The 15,399-nt window shown below is 72.4% G+C and carries 15 protein-coding genes; 10 read left to right on the top strand and 5 right to left on the bottom strand.

The genetic code is table 11. The features are described from left to right. Positions 1–121: 121 nt before the first annotated feature. Positions 122–571 carry a pyridoxamine 5'-phosphate oxidase family protein gene (locus tag IGA62_RS18415; protein ID WP_145819593.1) on the bottom strand — a complete coding sequence of 150 codons (450 nt, stop codon included), beginning with the start codon at positions 569–571 and terminating at the stop codon, positions 122–124. A gap of 80 nt (positions 572–651) precedes the next feature. Continuing rightward, positions 652–1,245: a pentapeptide repeat-containing protein gene (locus IGA62_RS18410; RefSeq protein ID WP_145819594.1), complete on the bottom strand. Its 594-nt coding sequence runs from the start codon at positions 1,243–1,245 to the stop codon at positions 652–654. Between the two features lie 61 nt (positions 1,246–1,306). Here IGA62_RS18410 and IGA62_RS18405 point away from each other — a divergent pair, with 61 nt between their 5' ends. From IGA62_RS18405 to rarD, 8 genes are all read left to right on the top strand, one after another. Then, positions 1,307–2,539: a serine hydrolase domain-containing protein gene (locus IGA62_RS18405; RefSeq protein ID WP_145819595.1), complete on the top strand. Its 1,233-nt coding sequence runs from the start codon at positions 1,307–1,309 to the stop codon at positions 2,537–2,539. 259 nt (positions 2,540–2,798) lie between these two features. Next, positions 2,799–3,440, top strand: a complete 642-nt coding sequence (locus IGA62_RS18400) for an NAD(P)-dependent oxidoreductase (protein WP_145819596.1) — start codon at positions 2,799–2,801, stop codon at positions 3,438–3,440. Between the two features lie 652 nt (positions 3,441–4,092). Continuing rightward, positions 4,093–5,010 carry a GHMP family kinase ATP-binding protein gene (locus IGA62_RS18395; protein ID WP_198501081.1) on the top strand — a complete coding sequence of 306 codons (918 nt, stop codon included), beginning with the start codon at positions 4,093–4,095 and terminating at the stop codon, positions 5,008–5,010. Then, a complete protein-coding gene (locus IGA62_RS18390; RefSeq protein ID WP_145819597.1) occupies positions 5,010–6,062 on the top strand; it encodes a pyridoxal-phosphate dependent enzyme in 1,053 nt (350 codons plus the stop codon). The genes IGA62_RS18395 and IGA62_RS18390 overlap by 1 nt, the downstream gene beginning before the upstream one ends. Next, positions 6,059–7,525, top strand: coding sequence for an argininosuccinate lyase (argH, locus tag IGA62_RS18385; protein WP_186500018.1), 1,467 nt, complete (start codon positions 6,059–6,061; stop codon positions 7,523–7,525). The genes IGA62_RS18390 and argH overlap by 4 nt, the downstream gene beginning before the upstream one ends. Before the next feature lie 328 nt (positions 7,526–7,853). After that, positions 7,854–9,119 (top strand): ATP-grasp domain-containing protein, encoded by a 1,266-nt coding sequence (locus tag IGA62_RS18380; protein ID WP_145819599.1) that lies wholly within the window; start codon positions 7,854–7,856, stop codon positions 9,117–9,119. A 49-nt stretch (positions 9,120–9,168) separates the two neighbouring features. Further along, complete coding sequence (locus IGA62_RS18375) at positions 9,169–9,954, top strand: formyl transferase (protein ID WP_145819600.1); 786 nt, start codon at positions 9,169–9,171, stop codon at positions 9,952–9,954. Further along, positions 9,951–10,910 carry an EamA family transporter RarD gene (gene rarD, locus IGA62_RS18370; protein ID WP_145819601.1) on the top strand — a complete coding sequence of 320 codons (960 nt, stop codon included), beginning with the start codon at positions 9,951–9,953 and terminating at the stop codon, positions 10,908–10,910. Before IGA62_RS18375 ends, rarD begins: the two co-directional genes overlap by 4 nt. Before the next feature lie 8 nt (positions 10,911–10,918). On the opposite strand, the gene IGA62_RS18365 is transcribed toward rarD, so the two are convergent. Genes IGA62_RS18365 through IGA62_RS30970 form a run of 3 tightly spaced genes read right to left on the bottom strand, consistent with a single transcriptional unit; the run spans position 10,919 to position 13,551 of the window. Next, on the bottom strand, positions 10,919–11,560 hold the full coding sequence (locus tag IGA62_RS18365; protein WP_145819602.1) for a DUF6642 family protein: 642 nt from the start codon (positions 11,558–11,560) through the stop codon (positions 10,919–10,921). A gap of 48 nt (positions 11,561–11,608) precedes the next feature. Continuing rightward, a complete protein-coding gene (locus IGA62_RS18360) occupies positions 11,609–12,301 on the bottom strand; it encodes a response regulator (protein ID WP_145822150.1) in 693 nt (230 codons plus the stop codon). Next, positions 12,298–13,551 carry a sensor histidine kinase gene (locus IGA62_RS30970; protein ID WP_145819603.1) on the bottom strand — a complete coding sequence of 418 codons (1,254 nt, stop codon included), beginning with the start codon at positions 13,549–13,551 and terminating at the stop codon, positions 12,298–12,300. Before IGA62_RS30970 ends, IGA62_RS18360 begins: the two co-directional genes overlap by 4 nt. Positions 13,552–13,683: 132 nt before the next feature. Here IGA62_RS30970 and IGA62_RS18350 point away from each other — a divergent pair, with 132 nt between their 5' ends. Together IGA62_RS18350 and IGA62_RS18345 are read left to right on the top strand one after the other, a co-directional pair. Next, positions 13,684–14,583, top strand: coding sequence for an ABC transporter ATP-binding protein (locus IGA62_RS18350; protein WP_145819604.1), 900 nt, complete (start codon positions 13,684–13,686; stop codon positions 14,581–14,583). Then, complete coding sequence (locus IGA62_RS18345; RefSeq protein WP_232624686.1) at positions 14,580–15,374, top strand: ABC transporter permease; 795 nt, start codon at positions 14,580–14,582, stop codon at positions 15,372–15,374. The genes IGA62_RS18350 and IGA62_RS18345 overlap by 4 nt, the downstream gene beginning before the upstream one ends. The last annotated feature ends 25 nt before the right edge of the window (positions 15,375–15,399 follow it).

The following is a 15,399-nucleotide window of genomic DNA, read 5'->3' as shown; positions in this document are numbered from 1 at the left end:
CGGACAAACTGTCCCGGCCCGAGTGCCACCGGCCGGGCAGCCGACGGCCCGGCGGCAGGCAGGCCGGCAGCACGCGACAGGCCGGCGGCAGGCGGGCCGGCGGCCCCTTGGCACCGGCGGGCTAGCGGCGGATGCGGCGGTGCAGCCCCCGCCCGGGATGCCAGCTCTCGATCACCAGGTGGTCGGCCGGCTCGCCCACCCGGGTCAGCACCACCTCGGTCAGTTCGACCCGGAACCGGTGCGAACCGTCCTCCGGCGGCGGCAGTTCGTGCGCGATCCCGGCGATCTTCGCGTCACCGTCCCAGGAGCCCGGGTCGTCCTCCGGGGTGTCCTCGGTCGGGCAGTGCAGCGCGAGCCGGGGATCGCGGCGCAGGTCGAGCGCCTTGAGCGCGCCGGGCATGCTGCCCACCCGCAGGTCCCCGTCCTCGAACTGGAACTCCGTACCGCTGATCCGGGGTGAGCCGTCCCGCCGCAGCGTCGCCATCGTCCCGTGCTTGCGGACCGCGAAGCGGGCGCGTACCCGCTCGGCGAAGTCCGGTTCCTCGTCGACCAGATCCGACCACCATGCCATGCACCGAGAGTGGCAGCCGCACCTGACACCCTGTGGCAGGTTTTCCCACGCCGCCGTGCTTTCCGCGCCCCCTCGCGGCGTCAGCGGAGTTCGAAGCCGAGCGTCCGGGCCAGCACCAGCGCCTGCTCCGGGTTGATGATCGCGCCGGCCCGTTGGACCGTCGTCGGGTCGACCGCGCTCAGGTCGCTGCCGCGCAGGTCGCACCGGGTGAGGCGGGCACCCGAGAAGTGCCCGCCGGAGAGGTCCGCGTTGGTCAGGACCCCGCCGGTCAGGTCGGCCGCGCTCAGATCCACCTCCCGCATCCGTACGCCGTTGAGGCGCACGCCGCGCAGGTCGGCACGGGACAGGGCGACGAAGGACCAGTCCCCGCCCTCGACCCGCAGCGGACGCAGCTCACACTCGGTGAACGTGCTGCCGACCAGCTTGCAGCCGGTGAACTCGGCCTCGAACAGGACGCACCGGGTGAAGACGCAGCGGGTGAACGCCGAGTCGACGTGCCGGGAGGCGTTGAAGCGCACACCGCCGAAGGAGCACTCGGTGAAGACCGCGCCCCGGGTGGTCGCCTCGGTCAGGTCGATCTCCTGGAACGAGCAGCGCACGAAGTGCCGGTCGACGATCTCCTCGCCGTACCAGTCCTCGTGGCGGAAGGACGCGTCCTCGGTGAGCTCCGGCACGGTCCCGAGACTAGCCGCACCCCTTTCGGGAAGCCCCTACCGGCTAGTAGGTTCAGTTGTCGTGGACGTGGCGCGGAACATCGACCCGGACGAGATCGGCTTCGACCCGGCCCGGCTGTCCCGGATCGACGAGCACTTCGGCCGGTACGTCGACGCGGGGCAACTCGCCGGCTGGCAGGTCGTGGTGACCCGGCGCGGGCACGTCGCGCACTCCTCGACGTACGGGATGCGCGACGCGGAGGCGGGTGCTCCGGTGACCCCGGACACGCTCTGGCGGATCTACTCGATGACCAAGCCGATCACGTCGGTCGCCGCGATGATCCTCTGGGAGGAGGGCCGCTTCGAGCTGACCGACGAGATCAGCCGGTGGCTGCCCGAGTTCGCCGACGTCCGGGTCTACGCCAAGGGCTCGAACCTCAAGCCGTACACGGTGCCGGCGGTCGAGCCGATCCGGGTCTGGCACCTGCTCACGCACACCGCCGGCCTGACGTACGGGTTCATGCAGACCTCGGTGGTCGACGGCCTCTACCGGGCCGCCGGCTACGACCTGGGCTGGCCGCCCGGCGTCGACCTGGCCGCCGCCTCGGTGGCCCTGGCCGAGCTGCCGCTGCTCTTCCAGCCCGGTAGCGCGTGGGGCTACTCGGTCGCCACCGACGTGCTCGGCCGGCTCGTCGAGGTGGTCTCCGGGCAGCGCCTCGACGACTTCGTCGCCGACCGGATCCTGCGCCCGCTGGGCATGACCGACACGCACTGGTGGGTCGACGGGGACGACGCCGAGCGGCTCGGCGCGCTCTACGTGCCCGACCCCCGGACCGGCCGGATCCTGCGGCACGACCAGTTCGGAGCGGTCGCCCGCCAGAAGCCCACCCTGCTCGCCGGGGGAAGCGGCCTGATCTCCAGCGCGTACGACTACCACCGGTTCACCCAGATGCTGCTGCGCGGGGGCGAACTGGACGGGGCGCGCGTGCTCGGTCCGCGCACGGTGCGCTTCATGACCCGCAACCACCTGCCCGGCGGACGCGACCTGGACGCCCTCTCCACCGGCGGTTTCGCCGAGTCGATCTTCGACGGGGTCGGTTTCGGTCTCGGCTTCGCGGTGGTGCAGGACCCGATTCCGGGCCGGGTGCCGAGCAGCGTCGGCGAGTACTACTGGGGCGGCGTGGCCAGCACCGCGTTCTGGGTGGACCCGGCCGAGGAGATCACCGCGCTGTTGTTCACCCAGCTCATGCCGTCGAGCACCTATCCGCTGCGCCCCCAGTTGCGCCAGCTCGTCTACTCCGCCCTGGTCGACTGAGCCGCGTCCCCGCGACAGCCGGGTCGCGGGACCGGACAGGACCGCGGGACCGGACAGGACCGCGGGAACGGGCACCGCAGGAACGCGCCGGCCCGCAGGACCGGGCAGGACCGTGGGAGCGCGCTGGCTCGCGGGACCGGGTGGGGCTGCGGGACCGGGCAGGGCCGGCCGGTGGGCCGGGGATCGCCGTTCCGCCGCCCGGCCGACCGATCGCTCCCTAGCCTGGAGACGGACCAGTCCGTCGGACCGGGAGGCGGTCATGAGCAGCATCGTCGTGTTCGGTGCCGGAGGCACCGCGGGTTCCCGGGTCACCGCCGAGGCGTTCGACCGGGGGCACCGGGTCACCGCCGCGGTGCGGCGGCCGGAGGCCACCTCGTACCTGCCTGCGGGCGTCCGGGTGGTGACCGGCGACGTCACCTCCGCGCGGAGCGTACGGGAACTCGCGCCGGAGGCGGACGTGCTGGTCGTCGCGGTCGGCGGCGGCGAACGGACGCTCTGGGCGGACGCGGCCCGCACGCTGGTGACGACGCTACGCGAACTGCCCGACCCGCCCCGGATCATCCACCTGGGCGGCGGGGCGACCCTGCTCGCCCCGGACGGCACCCGGTTCCTCGACGCGCCGGACTTCCCCGAGCGGTACCGGGACCCGGCGCTGGGGCAGGCCGAGGCGCTGGACTGCTACCGGTCCTCGGCCGACGGCGTGCCCTGGACCTATGTCTCACCACCGCCGTTGGAGTTCCACCCGGGCGAGCGCACCGGGCACTACCGCACCGGCGGCGACCATCCGGTCACCGACGCCCAGGGCCGGTCCGTGCTGTCGTACGAGGATCTGGCGGTGGCCGTGGTCGACGAGATCGAGAACCCCCGCCACCTGAACACCCGGTTCACCGTCGCCTACTGATCTCAGCGCGCCGGCCGCCCGTCGGGGAACTCATTCGGAAACTTATCAGAAGCGGGTTGCCCGCTACGTTATGTTGCCATCCGATCAATCACACCCGGCGCCGGCCCGAACCCACCGGAGCGCAATTCCTCACACCAATCACCAATCCCCCAGGTATTGACAATCTTGATGGCTTAATGCAGTCTTTCCATCGGAGCGGGGCCGCTCCACAGGACGCGCTGCCGAAAAGCCACGGGGGACACCACAGCATGTGCGAAAAGTCCGCGGTCCGGCGGGGGGCGACGCCCCCGGATCACGCCATACGCGCACTCCACAGGCCCTGCCGATGCGTTGACCCCTGACCCACCACGGCCGCGCGAACAGTCGGGCCCACGTCCACCACCTGCGCAAACCCTCCACCCGACACCCGCGGGCCGATGGCGCCGACCGCCGCCGGACGACGCCTGACGTGTGGGGCAAATTGCAAGAAGCGGCGACACGCGCATGCCCACGCACCACCATGCGCTCCGCCCCACGCACCGCAGCAGCAGGCCGTTTCCCTTTCCGCGCAACGGTGCCCGAAGTAGGGAGTATTGAATTGACCACAGTCAATCAAGCACAACGCCGCTTCGCGGTAGTCCCCGCACTGGCCCGCCGCCCCGAGCCACGCCGGGTGGGGATCGGGAACGCGCCGGCGCACCACGGCGAACTGCTCCAGGGCATGTTCGACTGCGCGGGTGGCCGACCACAACGCGCACTGGTCACCCTGACCCATCCCCAGTACGGCACCCGGGCCTGCTTCCGCCCCTGCGACACGAGCGGGGTGACCGTCACCGATCCCAAGCTGATCAAGGCACGACGGGCCGCCGAGTTGACCCTGCGGGAGTTGGCCGGTGAACCCCTGGCGCCGGCCGGGGGCGTGGTCGAGATCGTGAGCAACATCCCGCACGGAGTCGGCATGGGCTCGTCGACCAGCGACGTGACAGCCACCATCAGAGCGGTGGCCGACTACCACGACGTCGTGCTGCCACAGCGGACGATCGCCCGGCTCGCGGTGCTGGCGGAGAAGGCGGCCGATTCGGTCATGTTCGACGACGCGGTGGTCCTGTTCGGGCACCGCGAGGGTGTGGTCCTCGAGACGCTCGGCGCCGCGCTACCGCCACTGGTGGTGGTCGGCTGCGACACGGATCCGCGCAGCGGTGGCGTGGACACCCTCCAGCAGCGGGTGGCCGAGTACCACGATCGCGAGGTCGCCGCCTTCGGCGTGCTGCGGGCCGCCCTGCGACGAGCCGTCGTCAGCGGCGACGCCGCGCTGTTGGGCCGGGTCAGCACCGCCAGCGCCCGGATCAACCAACGGTTCCTGCCGAAGCCGGCACTCGACGACCTGGTGGACCTGTGCCACCGACACGGGGGCTGCGGCGTACAGGTGGCGCACAGCGGCACCGTGGCAGGGCTCATGTTCGACGCCACGCGTCCCGGTGCGTCCGAGGACGCGGAACGGTGCGTGTCGGCGGTCGAGGACATGGGGCTGCCGGTGACCACCGTCTGGCGCACCGCACCGGCCCCCGTACGCGAGGAGGTTCGCTGCTGATGGCGATTCGTGCACCCTTCGACGAGGTGACCGCCGCCGAAGAGATCCCCAAGCTGATCCAGTTGACGCCGAATCTCTACGCGGCCTCCTTCACGTTGATGAAGTTGATCCCGGCGCGGTACATCCTGCGCAAGGCGGCCCAGACGGGCGAGATCGGACCGGACACGCTCATCGTCGAGACCACCTCGGGCACCTTCGGTCTGGCCCTGGCCATGCAGGCGGCCCGGCTCGGCCGTCGCCTGGTCCTCGTGAGCGACCCCGCCATCGACGATCGCCTCTACCGACGCCTCACCGACCTCGGTGCGGTCGTCGAACGGGTCCGTGAGAAGGCCCCGGTCGGCGGCTACCAGGGAGCGCGGCTGGCCCGACTCGCCGAGATCCAGGCCGAGAATCCGGACAGCTTCTGCCCCCGCCAGTACTCGAACCCGGACAACCCCGGCTCCTATGCGCTGGTCGCGGAACTGCTGGCGGAGAGCCTGGGCCAGATCGACTGCGTGGTGGGGCCGGTGGGATCGGGCGGTTCGATGTGCGGCACCGTCGGCTCCCTCCGGTCGCTGCTGCCGCACTGCCGGGCGATCGGGGTGGACACTCCGTACAGCGTGCTCTTCGGCCAGCCGGACGGACATCGGGGGCTGCGGGGCCTCGGCAACAGCCTCATGCCGCAGAACCTCGACCATCAGGTGTTCGACAGCGTCCACTGGTGCTCCGAGGCGCTGGCCTACCAGGCGACCCGCCGACTGCACCAACGGTTCGCGATGTTCAAGGGACCGACGAGCGGTGCCGCCTTCCACGTCGCCCACTGGTGGTCGACGTCCAACCCGGACTCCCGCACCGTGGTCATGCTCCCCGACGACGGCTACCGGTACCAGGACACCGTGTACGACGACACCTGGCTACGCGCGGCCGGCCACCTGGACCGGGCGGTCCCGGGCGTGCCGGTGTTCCTGGACGACCCGCGCACCCCGTACGGCGAATGGTCGGCCTACGAATGGGGCCGGCGGACACACGACGAGGTCATCTCGTCGATCGGCGGGCTGGCGGGTGTGCGGTGAGCGGGACGGGCCGGCTCGCCGGACAGCTCGGCAGGCGTAGTCAGCGGGTGGTGTACGGCGAGTTCTCCGCCGCGCAGTTCGAGGCGGAGCTGGACCTGATGGTCCGGGTGGACCGGGCCCACCTGGTGATGCTGGCCGAGCGCGGGATCATCGCCGGTGACCTCGCCGCCACGCTGCTGCGGTGCATCGACGAGTTGGCGAGTGACCGGTACCGGGCGTTGGCCGGGCGGCCCGCGCCGCGTGGGCTGTACCTGATGTACGAGAGCTACCTCATCGAACGGCTCGGGGCGGATGTCGGGGGCGTGCTGCACACCGGCCGCTCACGCAACGACCTCAAGGCGACGATCACCAGTATGCGGCTGCGGGACCGGGTGCTGCGCCTCAGCGAGGAAGCGGTCCGGTTGGAAGGTGTCCTCCTCGCGCGGGCCCGTGCCCACCGCGACGTCGTGATGCCCGTCCACACCCACTTCCAGGCCGCGATGCCGATCACCTACGGCTACTACCTGCTGGGCGTGGCCGAGGCCGTCGGTCGGGACGTCACCGCCCTGCACGCCGCCGCCGGCGGACTGGAGACCTGTCCCCTCGGCGCGGGGGCGGTGGCCGGCACCGACCTGCCCATCGACACCGGCCGCACCGCCCGGCTGCTCGGTTTCGCCACCGGGCCCCGGCACGCGCTGGACGCCGTCGCCAGCCGGGACGCGCTGCTGCGAATACTGGCGGCAGCTGCCGGCCTTTCCGTGACCCTGAGCCGGCTCGCCACGGATCTGCAACTGTGGAGCACCGAGGAGTTCGGCTTCGTGACGTTTCCGGACCGGCTGGTCGGGGGCAGTTCGGCCATGCCACAGAAACGGAACGCGTTTCTGTTGGAGCATGTCAAGGCGAAGGCCGGTGTATCCGTCGGGGCCTGGACCGCGATGGCCGCGGTGACGAAGAGTGCCCCGTTCACGAATTCGATCGAGGTCGGCACCGAAGCGGTCGGGTGCGGCTGGCCGGGCCTGGACGCGGTGGAGGACGCCGTCCTGCTCGGCCAGGTGTTGGTCAGCGGCGCCCGACCGGTCGGCCATCGGATGCGGGACCGGGTCGAGAACGGCTTCACCGCCGCCACGTGGCTGGCGAACCGGCTGGTGAGCAGTGGCGTTCCGTTCCGTTCCGCGCACCACATGGTCGGCGACGCGGTGCGTCGCGCGGTCGCCGCCGGCTCCACCGACCTGGCGAAGTTCGGTCCGCCGGGCTGGCTGGACGGGCTGGACCTGACCAGCCTGGATCCCGCGGAGATCGTCGCGGGGCAGCGCCACGGGGGCGGACCGGGCGACTTCACCACGGTGGCGGAGAGCGCCGCCGACCGCTGGCTGGCGCACCGGAGGTGGCACGTCGAACAGCTCGACGACCTGGCCCGCGCCGAGGCGGCGCTGCGGGAAGCGGTCCGTGCCCGGCTGGGCGAGTGCGCGGAGGTCCGGAGTTGACCGGCACCGGGAACACAAGCGCTATTCGCCAATTGCACGAACGTGAATTCCCCGGCACGAAGTCGCGCTTTGACTCGCCAACCGGAGCGGTTGTAGCATGCGAGACCTCTACTGTGGGCAGACGTGAATTCGGAGCGGCCGGGCCGCTCGAATCCACATCCGGAGGTCGACCGATCGTCACATCGGTGTTCAACACACCAGACACGCCACAGCCACGGGGAACGACAAGAGTGTGGAAACCAGTTTCGGCGAACGCGGCGGCCGGAGCCGCAACGGCAGTTCGTCACACGGTCCGGGCGGCTCGCAGGGATCGACCGGGGTGGACGGCATGACCACGAAGGCGTCCCGACCCTGGCTGGTACTCGTGGAGAGCAACACCACCGGCACGGGCCGACTGTTCGCCAGCACGGGGCGGGCACTCGGCCTGACGCCGGTACTGCTCGCCGCCGATCCAGCGCGGTACCCGTACGTCGCGGCCGACGGGGTGGAGTGCGTTCAGGTCGACACGGGTGACGCGAAGGCGCTGGAGGTGGCCTGCGCCGCGCTCGCCGGCCGCGCGTCGATCGGCGCGGTGCTGTCCAGCAGCGAGTACTTCGTGCTGGCGGCCAGCCGACTGGCCGGACATCTCGGCCTGCCGGCACCCGACCCGGACGCGGTGCGGCGCTGCCGGGACAAGGGCGCCCAGCGCCGCGCGCTGGCCGATCAGCCCGGTGCGGTGCGCTTCGCCGAGTGCGTCGACGTCGACCGGGCCGTCGAGGCCGCCGAACAACTCGGCGGCGACGTGGTGGTCAAACCCTGCTTCGGCTCCGGTTCCGAGGGCGTCCGCGCGTGCGGCAGCCCGGCGGAGGTCGAGGCGTGGGCGCGCAAGCTCCTCGACGTACGGCACAACGAGCGCGGCCTGCCGATCGAACCCCGGATCCTCGTCGAGGAGCGCGTCACCGGCCCGGAATACTCCGTCGAGATGCTCGACGGCACGGTGTACGGCATCACCGCCAAGCACGTGGGGGACGAGCCCTTCTTCGTCGAGGTCGGGCACGACTTTCCCGCTTGCCTGGACCGGTCCGACTCGGCGCGGGTCGCGGAGACGGCGCGCCGCGCCGTCGAGGCGCTGGGGCTGCGGTCCGGGCCCGCGCACGTCGAACTCCGCCTGGCCGAACGTGGGCCGGTCATCATGGAGGTCAACCCACGGCTGGCCGGCGGGATGATCCCGCACCTGGTCCGCCTGGCCACCGGCCACGACATGATCGCCGCGACGATCCTGCACGCCACGCGTCGTACCACCGCCCCACCGGACCCGCGACCCCACCACCACGCCTCCATCCGGTTCCTGACCCTGCCGGAGAGCGGGGAGATCGGCGGCGTGACCGGACTGGACCGGGCCTGGGAGGTTCCCGGCGTGGTGGACGTGGTCTGCACGGCGACCGTCGGCGAGCGGCGACAGCGCCACCACTCGTTCCGCGACCGGGTCGGCCACGTGCTGGCGTTGGGCGAGACGGCAGCGGACGCGGCCACTGCCGCGGAGTCCGGCCGGTCCGCGATCACCGTGACGGTGGTGGACCCGCACGAGGTTTCGGCGGCCCGGCCCGGCCGGTGACGGCGCGACGGTGAACCGGACCGACCGCAGAACGGAAACGGAGAGCATCGTGCCTTCCCTACGGGTCGCTGTGCTGCGCGCGGACGACCATCACCACCGCTACCTGGAGTCGATGTTGCGGACCCGGTTCGACGTGGTGTTCGCCGCCGTGGAACCGGGCTCGGCGAAGACCGCCCGGCTGTGGAGCCGACGGCGCTACCGCGACTACCTCTACGCCCGCTACCACGACATCCGCCGTTCGCTGACCGGCAAGGACCGCTACCGGCGCGAGTACTTCCGGCATTACCCACCGTTGTACGCCGACGCCGACAACTCCCTCCTCGTCTCGTCGATCAACGCGCCGGAGGTGGCCGCCGGACTCGCCGACGCGCGTCCCGACGTCACGGTGGTGATCGGCTGCTCGATCCTGGGCAAGGCCGTGCTGGCGGCGGCGGGCGACCGCATCGTCAACGTGCACGGCGGCTACCTGCCCGACTACAAGGGCAACCACTGCGTCTTCTTCGCGCTCTACCACGACGAGCCGGACAAGACGGGGGTGACCATCCACCACGTCAACGCCGGGGTGGACACCGGCGCGCTGATCGAGGTGGTACGCCCGCCGGTGCACGGCGGGGAACTCGCGGAGCACCTGTACTGCCGGGCCGAGAAACTGGCGATCCACCGGCTGGTCGGCCGGCTGGAGCGGCTGGAGGCGGGTGTCGAGTTGCCCTCGACGCCGCAGCCCCAGCGCGGTGACACCTACCGCACGCGCGACCGCGGCCCCTCACACGACCTGCGGATGTGGATACGTCAGTGGGGAAGACGCCGGCCCCGGCCGGTCGGCAGTGACCGATGACGCACCAGGCACCGACGACCGAGGCCACGCCGACGCCGACGGCCGGGTCCGGGCCCGGCGACCACCGCCAGGGCATCGGGGTGCTGGCCGGGGTGAGCGCCTACACCATGTGGGGCCTGCTCACCCTGTACTGGCCGCTGCTGGAGCCGGCACCTCCGGTGGAGATCCTGGCCCACCGGGTCATCTGGTCGCTGGTGCTGGTCGCGCTCCTGCTGACGGTGCTGCGGGACTGGCGGTGGGTGCCCGACCTCCTGCGCGACCGGCGCCGGTTGGGCATGCTGATGGCCGCCGGCGGCTTCGTCGGCGTGAACTGGGGGCTGTACATCTGGGCGGTCAACAGCGAGCACGTCATCGAGGCGGCGCTGGGCTACTACATCACCCCGTTGCTCAGCGCGATGCTCGGTCTGCTGTTGCTGCGGGAGCGCCTGTCCGGCGTGCAGTGGACGGCGATCGGGCTGGCCGGCGCGGGCGTGCTCTGGCTGGCGGTGGACTCGGGACGACCGCCGTGGATCGCGCTCGGCCTGGCCGTGACCTTCGGTTTCTACGGCCTGCTCCGTAAGAAGGCCAGCATGCCGACCTGGCGAGGGCTCGCCGTGGAGACCGCGACGCTGGCGCTACCGGCGGCGGGGTACCTCACCGTGCTGGAATGGACGGGCCGGGGTCACTTCGGTGGCGGGGACCTGACGCACGACGTGCTGCTCGCCAGTACCGGCCTGGTCACCGCCCTGCCGCTGGCGCTGTTCGGGTTCGCCGCGGTGCGCACGCCGCTGACCGTCATGGGCATGCTCCAGTTCCTGCTGCCGACGATCCAGTTCGTCATCGGTTACTTCGGCCTGCACGAGTCGGTAACCCTGGGCGCTTTCGGGGCGTACTGCCTGGTCTGGATCGGCGCGGCGGTGTTCCTGGCCGCGTACGCGGTTGCCAGCCGGCGAGCGGAGGCGCCGAGCCGCAGGTGAGGATGGCCTCACTGGGGGTGGGCACCGGCGCTGTCACGGGCCGGCTGGGCGGGCACCCGGGGACGGGCCGCCGGCCGCCACTCCCGGCCGTTGGCGTAGATCACCCGGAAGCCCAGGTACGACGCGAGCGGCGCCCAGTGCGCCGATCCCATCCGCAGCTCGGCGGCATTGTGCCGGTGGCCGTTGGCGAGGACGTCGAGCAGGACGGTCTCGAACGCCGCCGACTCCACCCAGTCGACCTCCCGGGTGAACCCGCAGACCAGCGCCGCCCCGGTGACCGACAGGAAGTCCCGCATCGCGGAGTTGGAGGCGCGCAGCACCGAGCAGCTGCCGAAGTAGAGCCGCTTCCCGGCGCACCGGCCGGCCATCCGCTCCGCGACGTCGCTCAGCTCCACCGAGTGCCAGTCGGTGAGGCAGAGCCGGCTCGGCTCACCGTGCATGGCGAAGAAGCCGACCCGGTAGTCGGCGTACTGCTTGAGCAGCCAGCGGTCGAGGAAGTAGTTCAGCTCGTCGGGCGTGGCGGCGTCCTTGTGGATGAACCGGATCCGCCCGAGCCGCTCCAGCAGCTCCAGCGTCGGCAGCACCGACCCGCGTTCGTGCAGGTCACGGTGCCACTGACCCTCCAGGCAGAAGATCCCGCCGCGCGCCATGCCACCCCCCCCGTCGCCCCGTGCTGGACGTTACCGCCGCCGGCCGGTTCAGACCAGTTCGGCGTCGTGGACGAGCAGGGCCACCTGGACCCGGTTGTTCAGCTCCAGCTTCGCCAGCAGCCGGGAGACGTACGCCTTCACCGTCGCCACGCTCATGAACAGCTCGGCGGAGATCTCCGCGTTGGTGCACCCCCGGCCGAGCGCGACGGCGACCTCGCGTTCCCGCTCGCTCAGGCCGGCGAGCAGGCGCTGCGCCCGTTCCCGGCGCGGATCCCGCCGGGCCTGGGGCGACGCGGTGGCGGTGACGTGCGCGATCAGCCGGCGGGTGACGGTCGGCGAGAGGGTCGCCTCGCCCGCCGCGACCCGGCGCACCGCCTGCACGATCTCGGCGGGCGGGGTGTCCTTGAGCAGGAAGCCGCCCGCCCCCGCGCGCAGCGCCCGCAGCACCTGGTCGTCGGCGTCGAAGGTGGTCAGCACCAGCACCTCCGGCGGTTCGGGACGCGACCGCAGCGCCTCGGTGGCGGCCAGCCCGTCGAGCCGGGGCATCCGGATGTCCATCAGCACGACGTCCGGGGCGTACGCGTCGACGGCGGCGGGCACCTCACCGCCGTCGCCGGCCTCGCCGACCACCCGCAGGTCCGGTGCCCCGCCGAGGATCATCGACAGCCCGGCCCGGACCAACGGGTCGTCGTCCACGACGAGGACGCGTACCGGGCGCGGGTCGTCGGCTCCGCCGCTCATGCCGGCTGCCACGGCAGCCACGCCGCCAACCGGAAGTCGCCGGAGGTGTCCCGGCCGTGGGTCAGCCGCCCACCGGCGAGGTGGACCCGCTCGGCGATGCCGACCAGTCCGGTTCCCGTGCCGGGGATCTGCGGGTCGGGGCGTTCCCCCAGCGGCCAGCGGTTACGGATCTCGACGGTGAGCCCCTCCCCCGGGCCACCGGCGAGGTCGACGCTGATCGCGGCTCCCGGAGCGTGCTTGCGGGCGTTGGTCAACCCCTCCTGCACGATCCGGTACGCGCTGCGTCCCACCGCGGGCGGGACCTCCCCGGCCCGGTCGACCCGGTCGCGCAGGTCGACCCGGACCCCGGCGGTGCGGGACTCGTCGACCAGCGCCGGCACGTCGCCGAGGGTGGGCTGCGGGCGCTCCGGCTCCACGTCGCATGGCTCGGCGCGCAGCACCCCGATGACCTCGCGGAGGTCCTGGAGCGCGGCGTGTGCGCTGCTGCGGATCACACCGGCGGCCCGGACGACCTCCTCGGTCGGCGCGTCCGGCCGGTACTCGAGTGCTCCGGCGTGCAGGCTGAGCAGGGAGATCCGGTGCGCGAGCACGTCGTGCATCTCCCGGGCGATGCGGGTGCGCTCCACCTGTCGGGCCTGCGTCACCCGGAGCTGCTGCTCGGCCTCGGCCCGCTCGGCCCGCTCCCGCAGCGACACCACCAGCTGCCGGCGGGCCCGGACGAACATCCCCCAGGCGAGCACCGTGAGACTGATCGCCACGCCCCACGCGGTCGTCTGCCAGTACGACAGGTGCGGGTCGGGACGCAGGTGGCTGAAGACCAGGTTGGGCCCCATCCCGACCGCGGTGAACGTCAGCGCGACGGCGGTGCGGCGGTGCACGACCACCGTGAAGTAGACGATCAGCAGGGGCACGGCCCCGGCCAGCGAGAAGAAGGTCAGCGGCAGGGTCACCACCGCCAGCCCGACCGGCCAGCGGCGGCGCACCCAGAGCAGGCCGGTGACGGCCAGGCCGAGCACCGCGTCCGCCGGCACCATCCACCGGTACGGCAGCGGCGTCGCGAACTCCGGGCGCGCGGCGAGGGCGTCCGCGGTCGCCAGCAGCACCCAGCCCAGGGAGATCAGGCAGCAGAGGACGTCCACCAGCCAGTCGCGGGTCGTCCGCCGGGGGTGCCGCCGCACCGCCCCGGGGGCGGACGTCAGCGCCCCGGGCAGCAACCACGGATGGTCCGGGACGACGGCCGTGCTGGACATGACCCCATGCTACGGAGCGTCACCGCAGCTGCGGCACCGACCAAAGTCGAGACCTCTCCGTCGACCAAGGTATCGGCGGCGGTGCACTCCCGGCCGCAGCGGACAGCCGGGTGGCGCGGGCAGGCTCCTCCCATGATCACCGTGGAGAACCTCACCAAACGGTACGGCCGGCACGCCGCCGTGGACGACGTGTCGTTCCGCTGCGCACCGGGCACGGTCACCGGCTTCCTCGGCCCGAACGGGGCGGGCAAGTCCACCACCATGCGGATGATCTGCGGTCTCACCCTGCCGACGTCGGGCAGCGCGACGGTCGACGGGGTGCCCTACCGGCGGCTGCCCAACCCGGGGCGGCGGATCGGCGTCCTGCTCGACGCCTCGGCGCAGCACGCCGGACGGACCGGGCGGGAGGCCCTGACCGTCGCGGCCCGGACGATGGGCGTCGACCCGACGCGTGTCCCGACGACGCTGGAGCGGGTCGGGCTGGGCCCGGCCGCGGCGAAGCGCCGGATCCGGGCGTACTCGTTGGGGATGCGGCAACGCCTCGGGCTGGCGCACGCGCTGCTCGGCGATCCCCGGATCCTCGTCCTCGACGAACCGGCCAACGGCCTGGATCCGGAGGGCATCTTCTGGATGCGCGGCCTGCTGCGCGACTTCGCCGACCGGGGCGGCACGGTGCTCCTCTCCTCGCACCTGCTGCGGGAGGTGGAGGCGGTCGCGGACCGGCTGGTGGTGATCGGCGGCGGCCGGGTCGTCGCCCAGGGCGGCAAGGACGAGCTGCTCTCCGGGGCCGGCACCCTGGTCCGGGCCCGGGACCCGCAGGCCCTGCGCACCGCCCTGGCCACCGCCGGACTGACCGCGACCAGCAGCACCGACGGGGGGTTGCTGGTCCGGGCCGAGGCAGGGGTGGTCGGCCAGGCCGCCGCGGACGCCGGGGTCGCCCTCACCGAGCTGCGCCCGGCCGGCAGCGGCGGCCTGGAACAGCTCTTCCTCACCCTGACCGCCACCGAGTCGCACCAGGAGGTCGCCGCATGAGCGCGGGTACCCTGACCAGCCCGGCAGCCCTGGACGAGCGACCCGGCACCGGGGACCGGCGTCCGTCGCTGCTCCGGCTCACCGGGGTCGAGCTGCGCAAGCTCGCCGACACCCGGGCCGGGCTGTGGCTGCTGATCGTGATCGCCCTCACCGCCGTCGCGATCGTCACGGTGCAGCTGTTCGTGGCTCCCGCCGAGGAGCAGACGTTCCGCCCCTTCTTCGAGTCGACGCTGCTGCCGGTCGGGGTGCTGCTGCCGGTCCTCGGGATCCTCTCGGTGACCTCGGAGTGGTCGCAGCGGACCGCGCTCACCACGTTCGCCCTGGTCCCGGCACGGCACCGGGTGGTGCTCGCGAAGCTGGCGGCGGTGGTGGTCGCCGCGCTGCTGTCGGTGGTGGCCAGCATCGCCGTCGCCGCCGCCGGCACGGTCGTCGCCGACCTCACCGGGGGCGCCGGCACCTGGTCGGTGCCGGGGGCGCTGCTGTGGCACGCCGCCGTCCTCCAGGTGGCGAACGTGCTGATCGGGATCGCCTTCGGGCTGTTGCTGGGGAGCACCCCGCTGGCGATCGTCCTGTACTTCGTCCTGCCGACGGTCTGGTCGGTGCTCGGGGAGATGGTGGCGGCACTGCGGAAGCCGGCGGAGTGGCTGGACACGGCGGTGACCATGACGCCGTTGTTCTCCGCCGAGGTGACCGGCGGGCAGTGGGCCCGGCTCGGCACGTCGCTGCTGCTGTGGCTGGTCGCTCCGCTGGTCGCCGGGCTGGTCCGGACAATGCGCCGGGAGGTGTCCTGACCGTGCGGGGTACGCCGTGCCGGCC

This window comes from Micromonospora sagamiensis, assembly GCF_014680085.1.
GTDB classification, from domain to species: Bacteria; Actinomycetota; Actinomycetes; order Mycobacteriales; family Micromonosporaceae; genus Micromonospora; species Micromonospora inyonensis.
Note: the sequence above shows the minus strand (reverse complement) of the source record. Positions and strands in the feature narration are given on the sequence as shown.

Bases quoted from the DNA above. Each gene is read 5' to 3' on its own strand.
- IGA62_RS18345 (WP_232624686.1), top strand. From the start codon at position 14,580: ATGAGCGCGGGTACCCTGACCAGCCCGGCAGCCCTGGACGAGCGACCC.
- IGA62_RS18380 (WP_145819599.1), top strand. From the start codon at position 7,854: ATGACCACGAAGGCGTCCCGACCCTGGCTGGTACTCGTGGAGAGCAAC.
- IGA62_RS18400 (WP_145819596.1), top strand. From the start codon at position 2,799: ATGAGCAGCATCGTCGTGTTCGGTGCCGGAGGCACCGCGGGTTCCCGG.
- IGA62_RS18365 (WP_145819602.1), bottom strand. From the start codon at position 11,560: ATGGCGCGCGGCGGGATCTTCTGCCTGGAGGGTCAGTGGCACCGTGAC.
- IGA62_RS18360 (WP_145822150.1), bottom strand. From the start codon at position 12,301: ATGAGCGGCGGAGCCGACGACCCGCGCCCGGTACGCGTCCTCGTCGTG.
- IGA62_RS30970 (WP_145819603.1), bottom strand. From the start codon at position 13,551: ATGTCCAGCACGGCCGTCGTCCCGGACCATCCGTGGTTGCTGCCCGGG.
- rarD (WP_145819601.1), top strand. From the start codon at position 9,951: ATGACGCACCAGGCACCGACGACCGAGGCCACGCCGACGCCGACGGCC.
- IGA62_RS18350 (WP_145819604.1), top strand. From the start codon at position 13,684: ATGATCACCGTGGAGAACCTCACCAAACGGTACGGCCGGCACGCCGCC.
- IGA62_RS18415 (WP_145819593.1), bottom strand. From the start codon at position 571: ATGGCATGGTGGTCGGATCTGGTCGACGAGGAACCGGACTTCGCCGAG.
- IGA62_RS18390 (WP_145819597.1), top strand. From the start codon at position 5,010: ATGGCGATTCGTGCACCCTTCGACGAGGTGACCGCCGCCGAAGAGATC.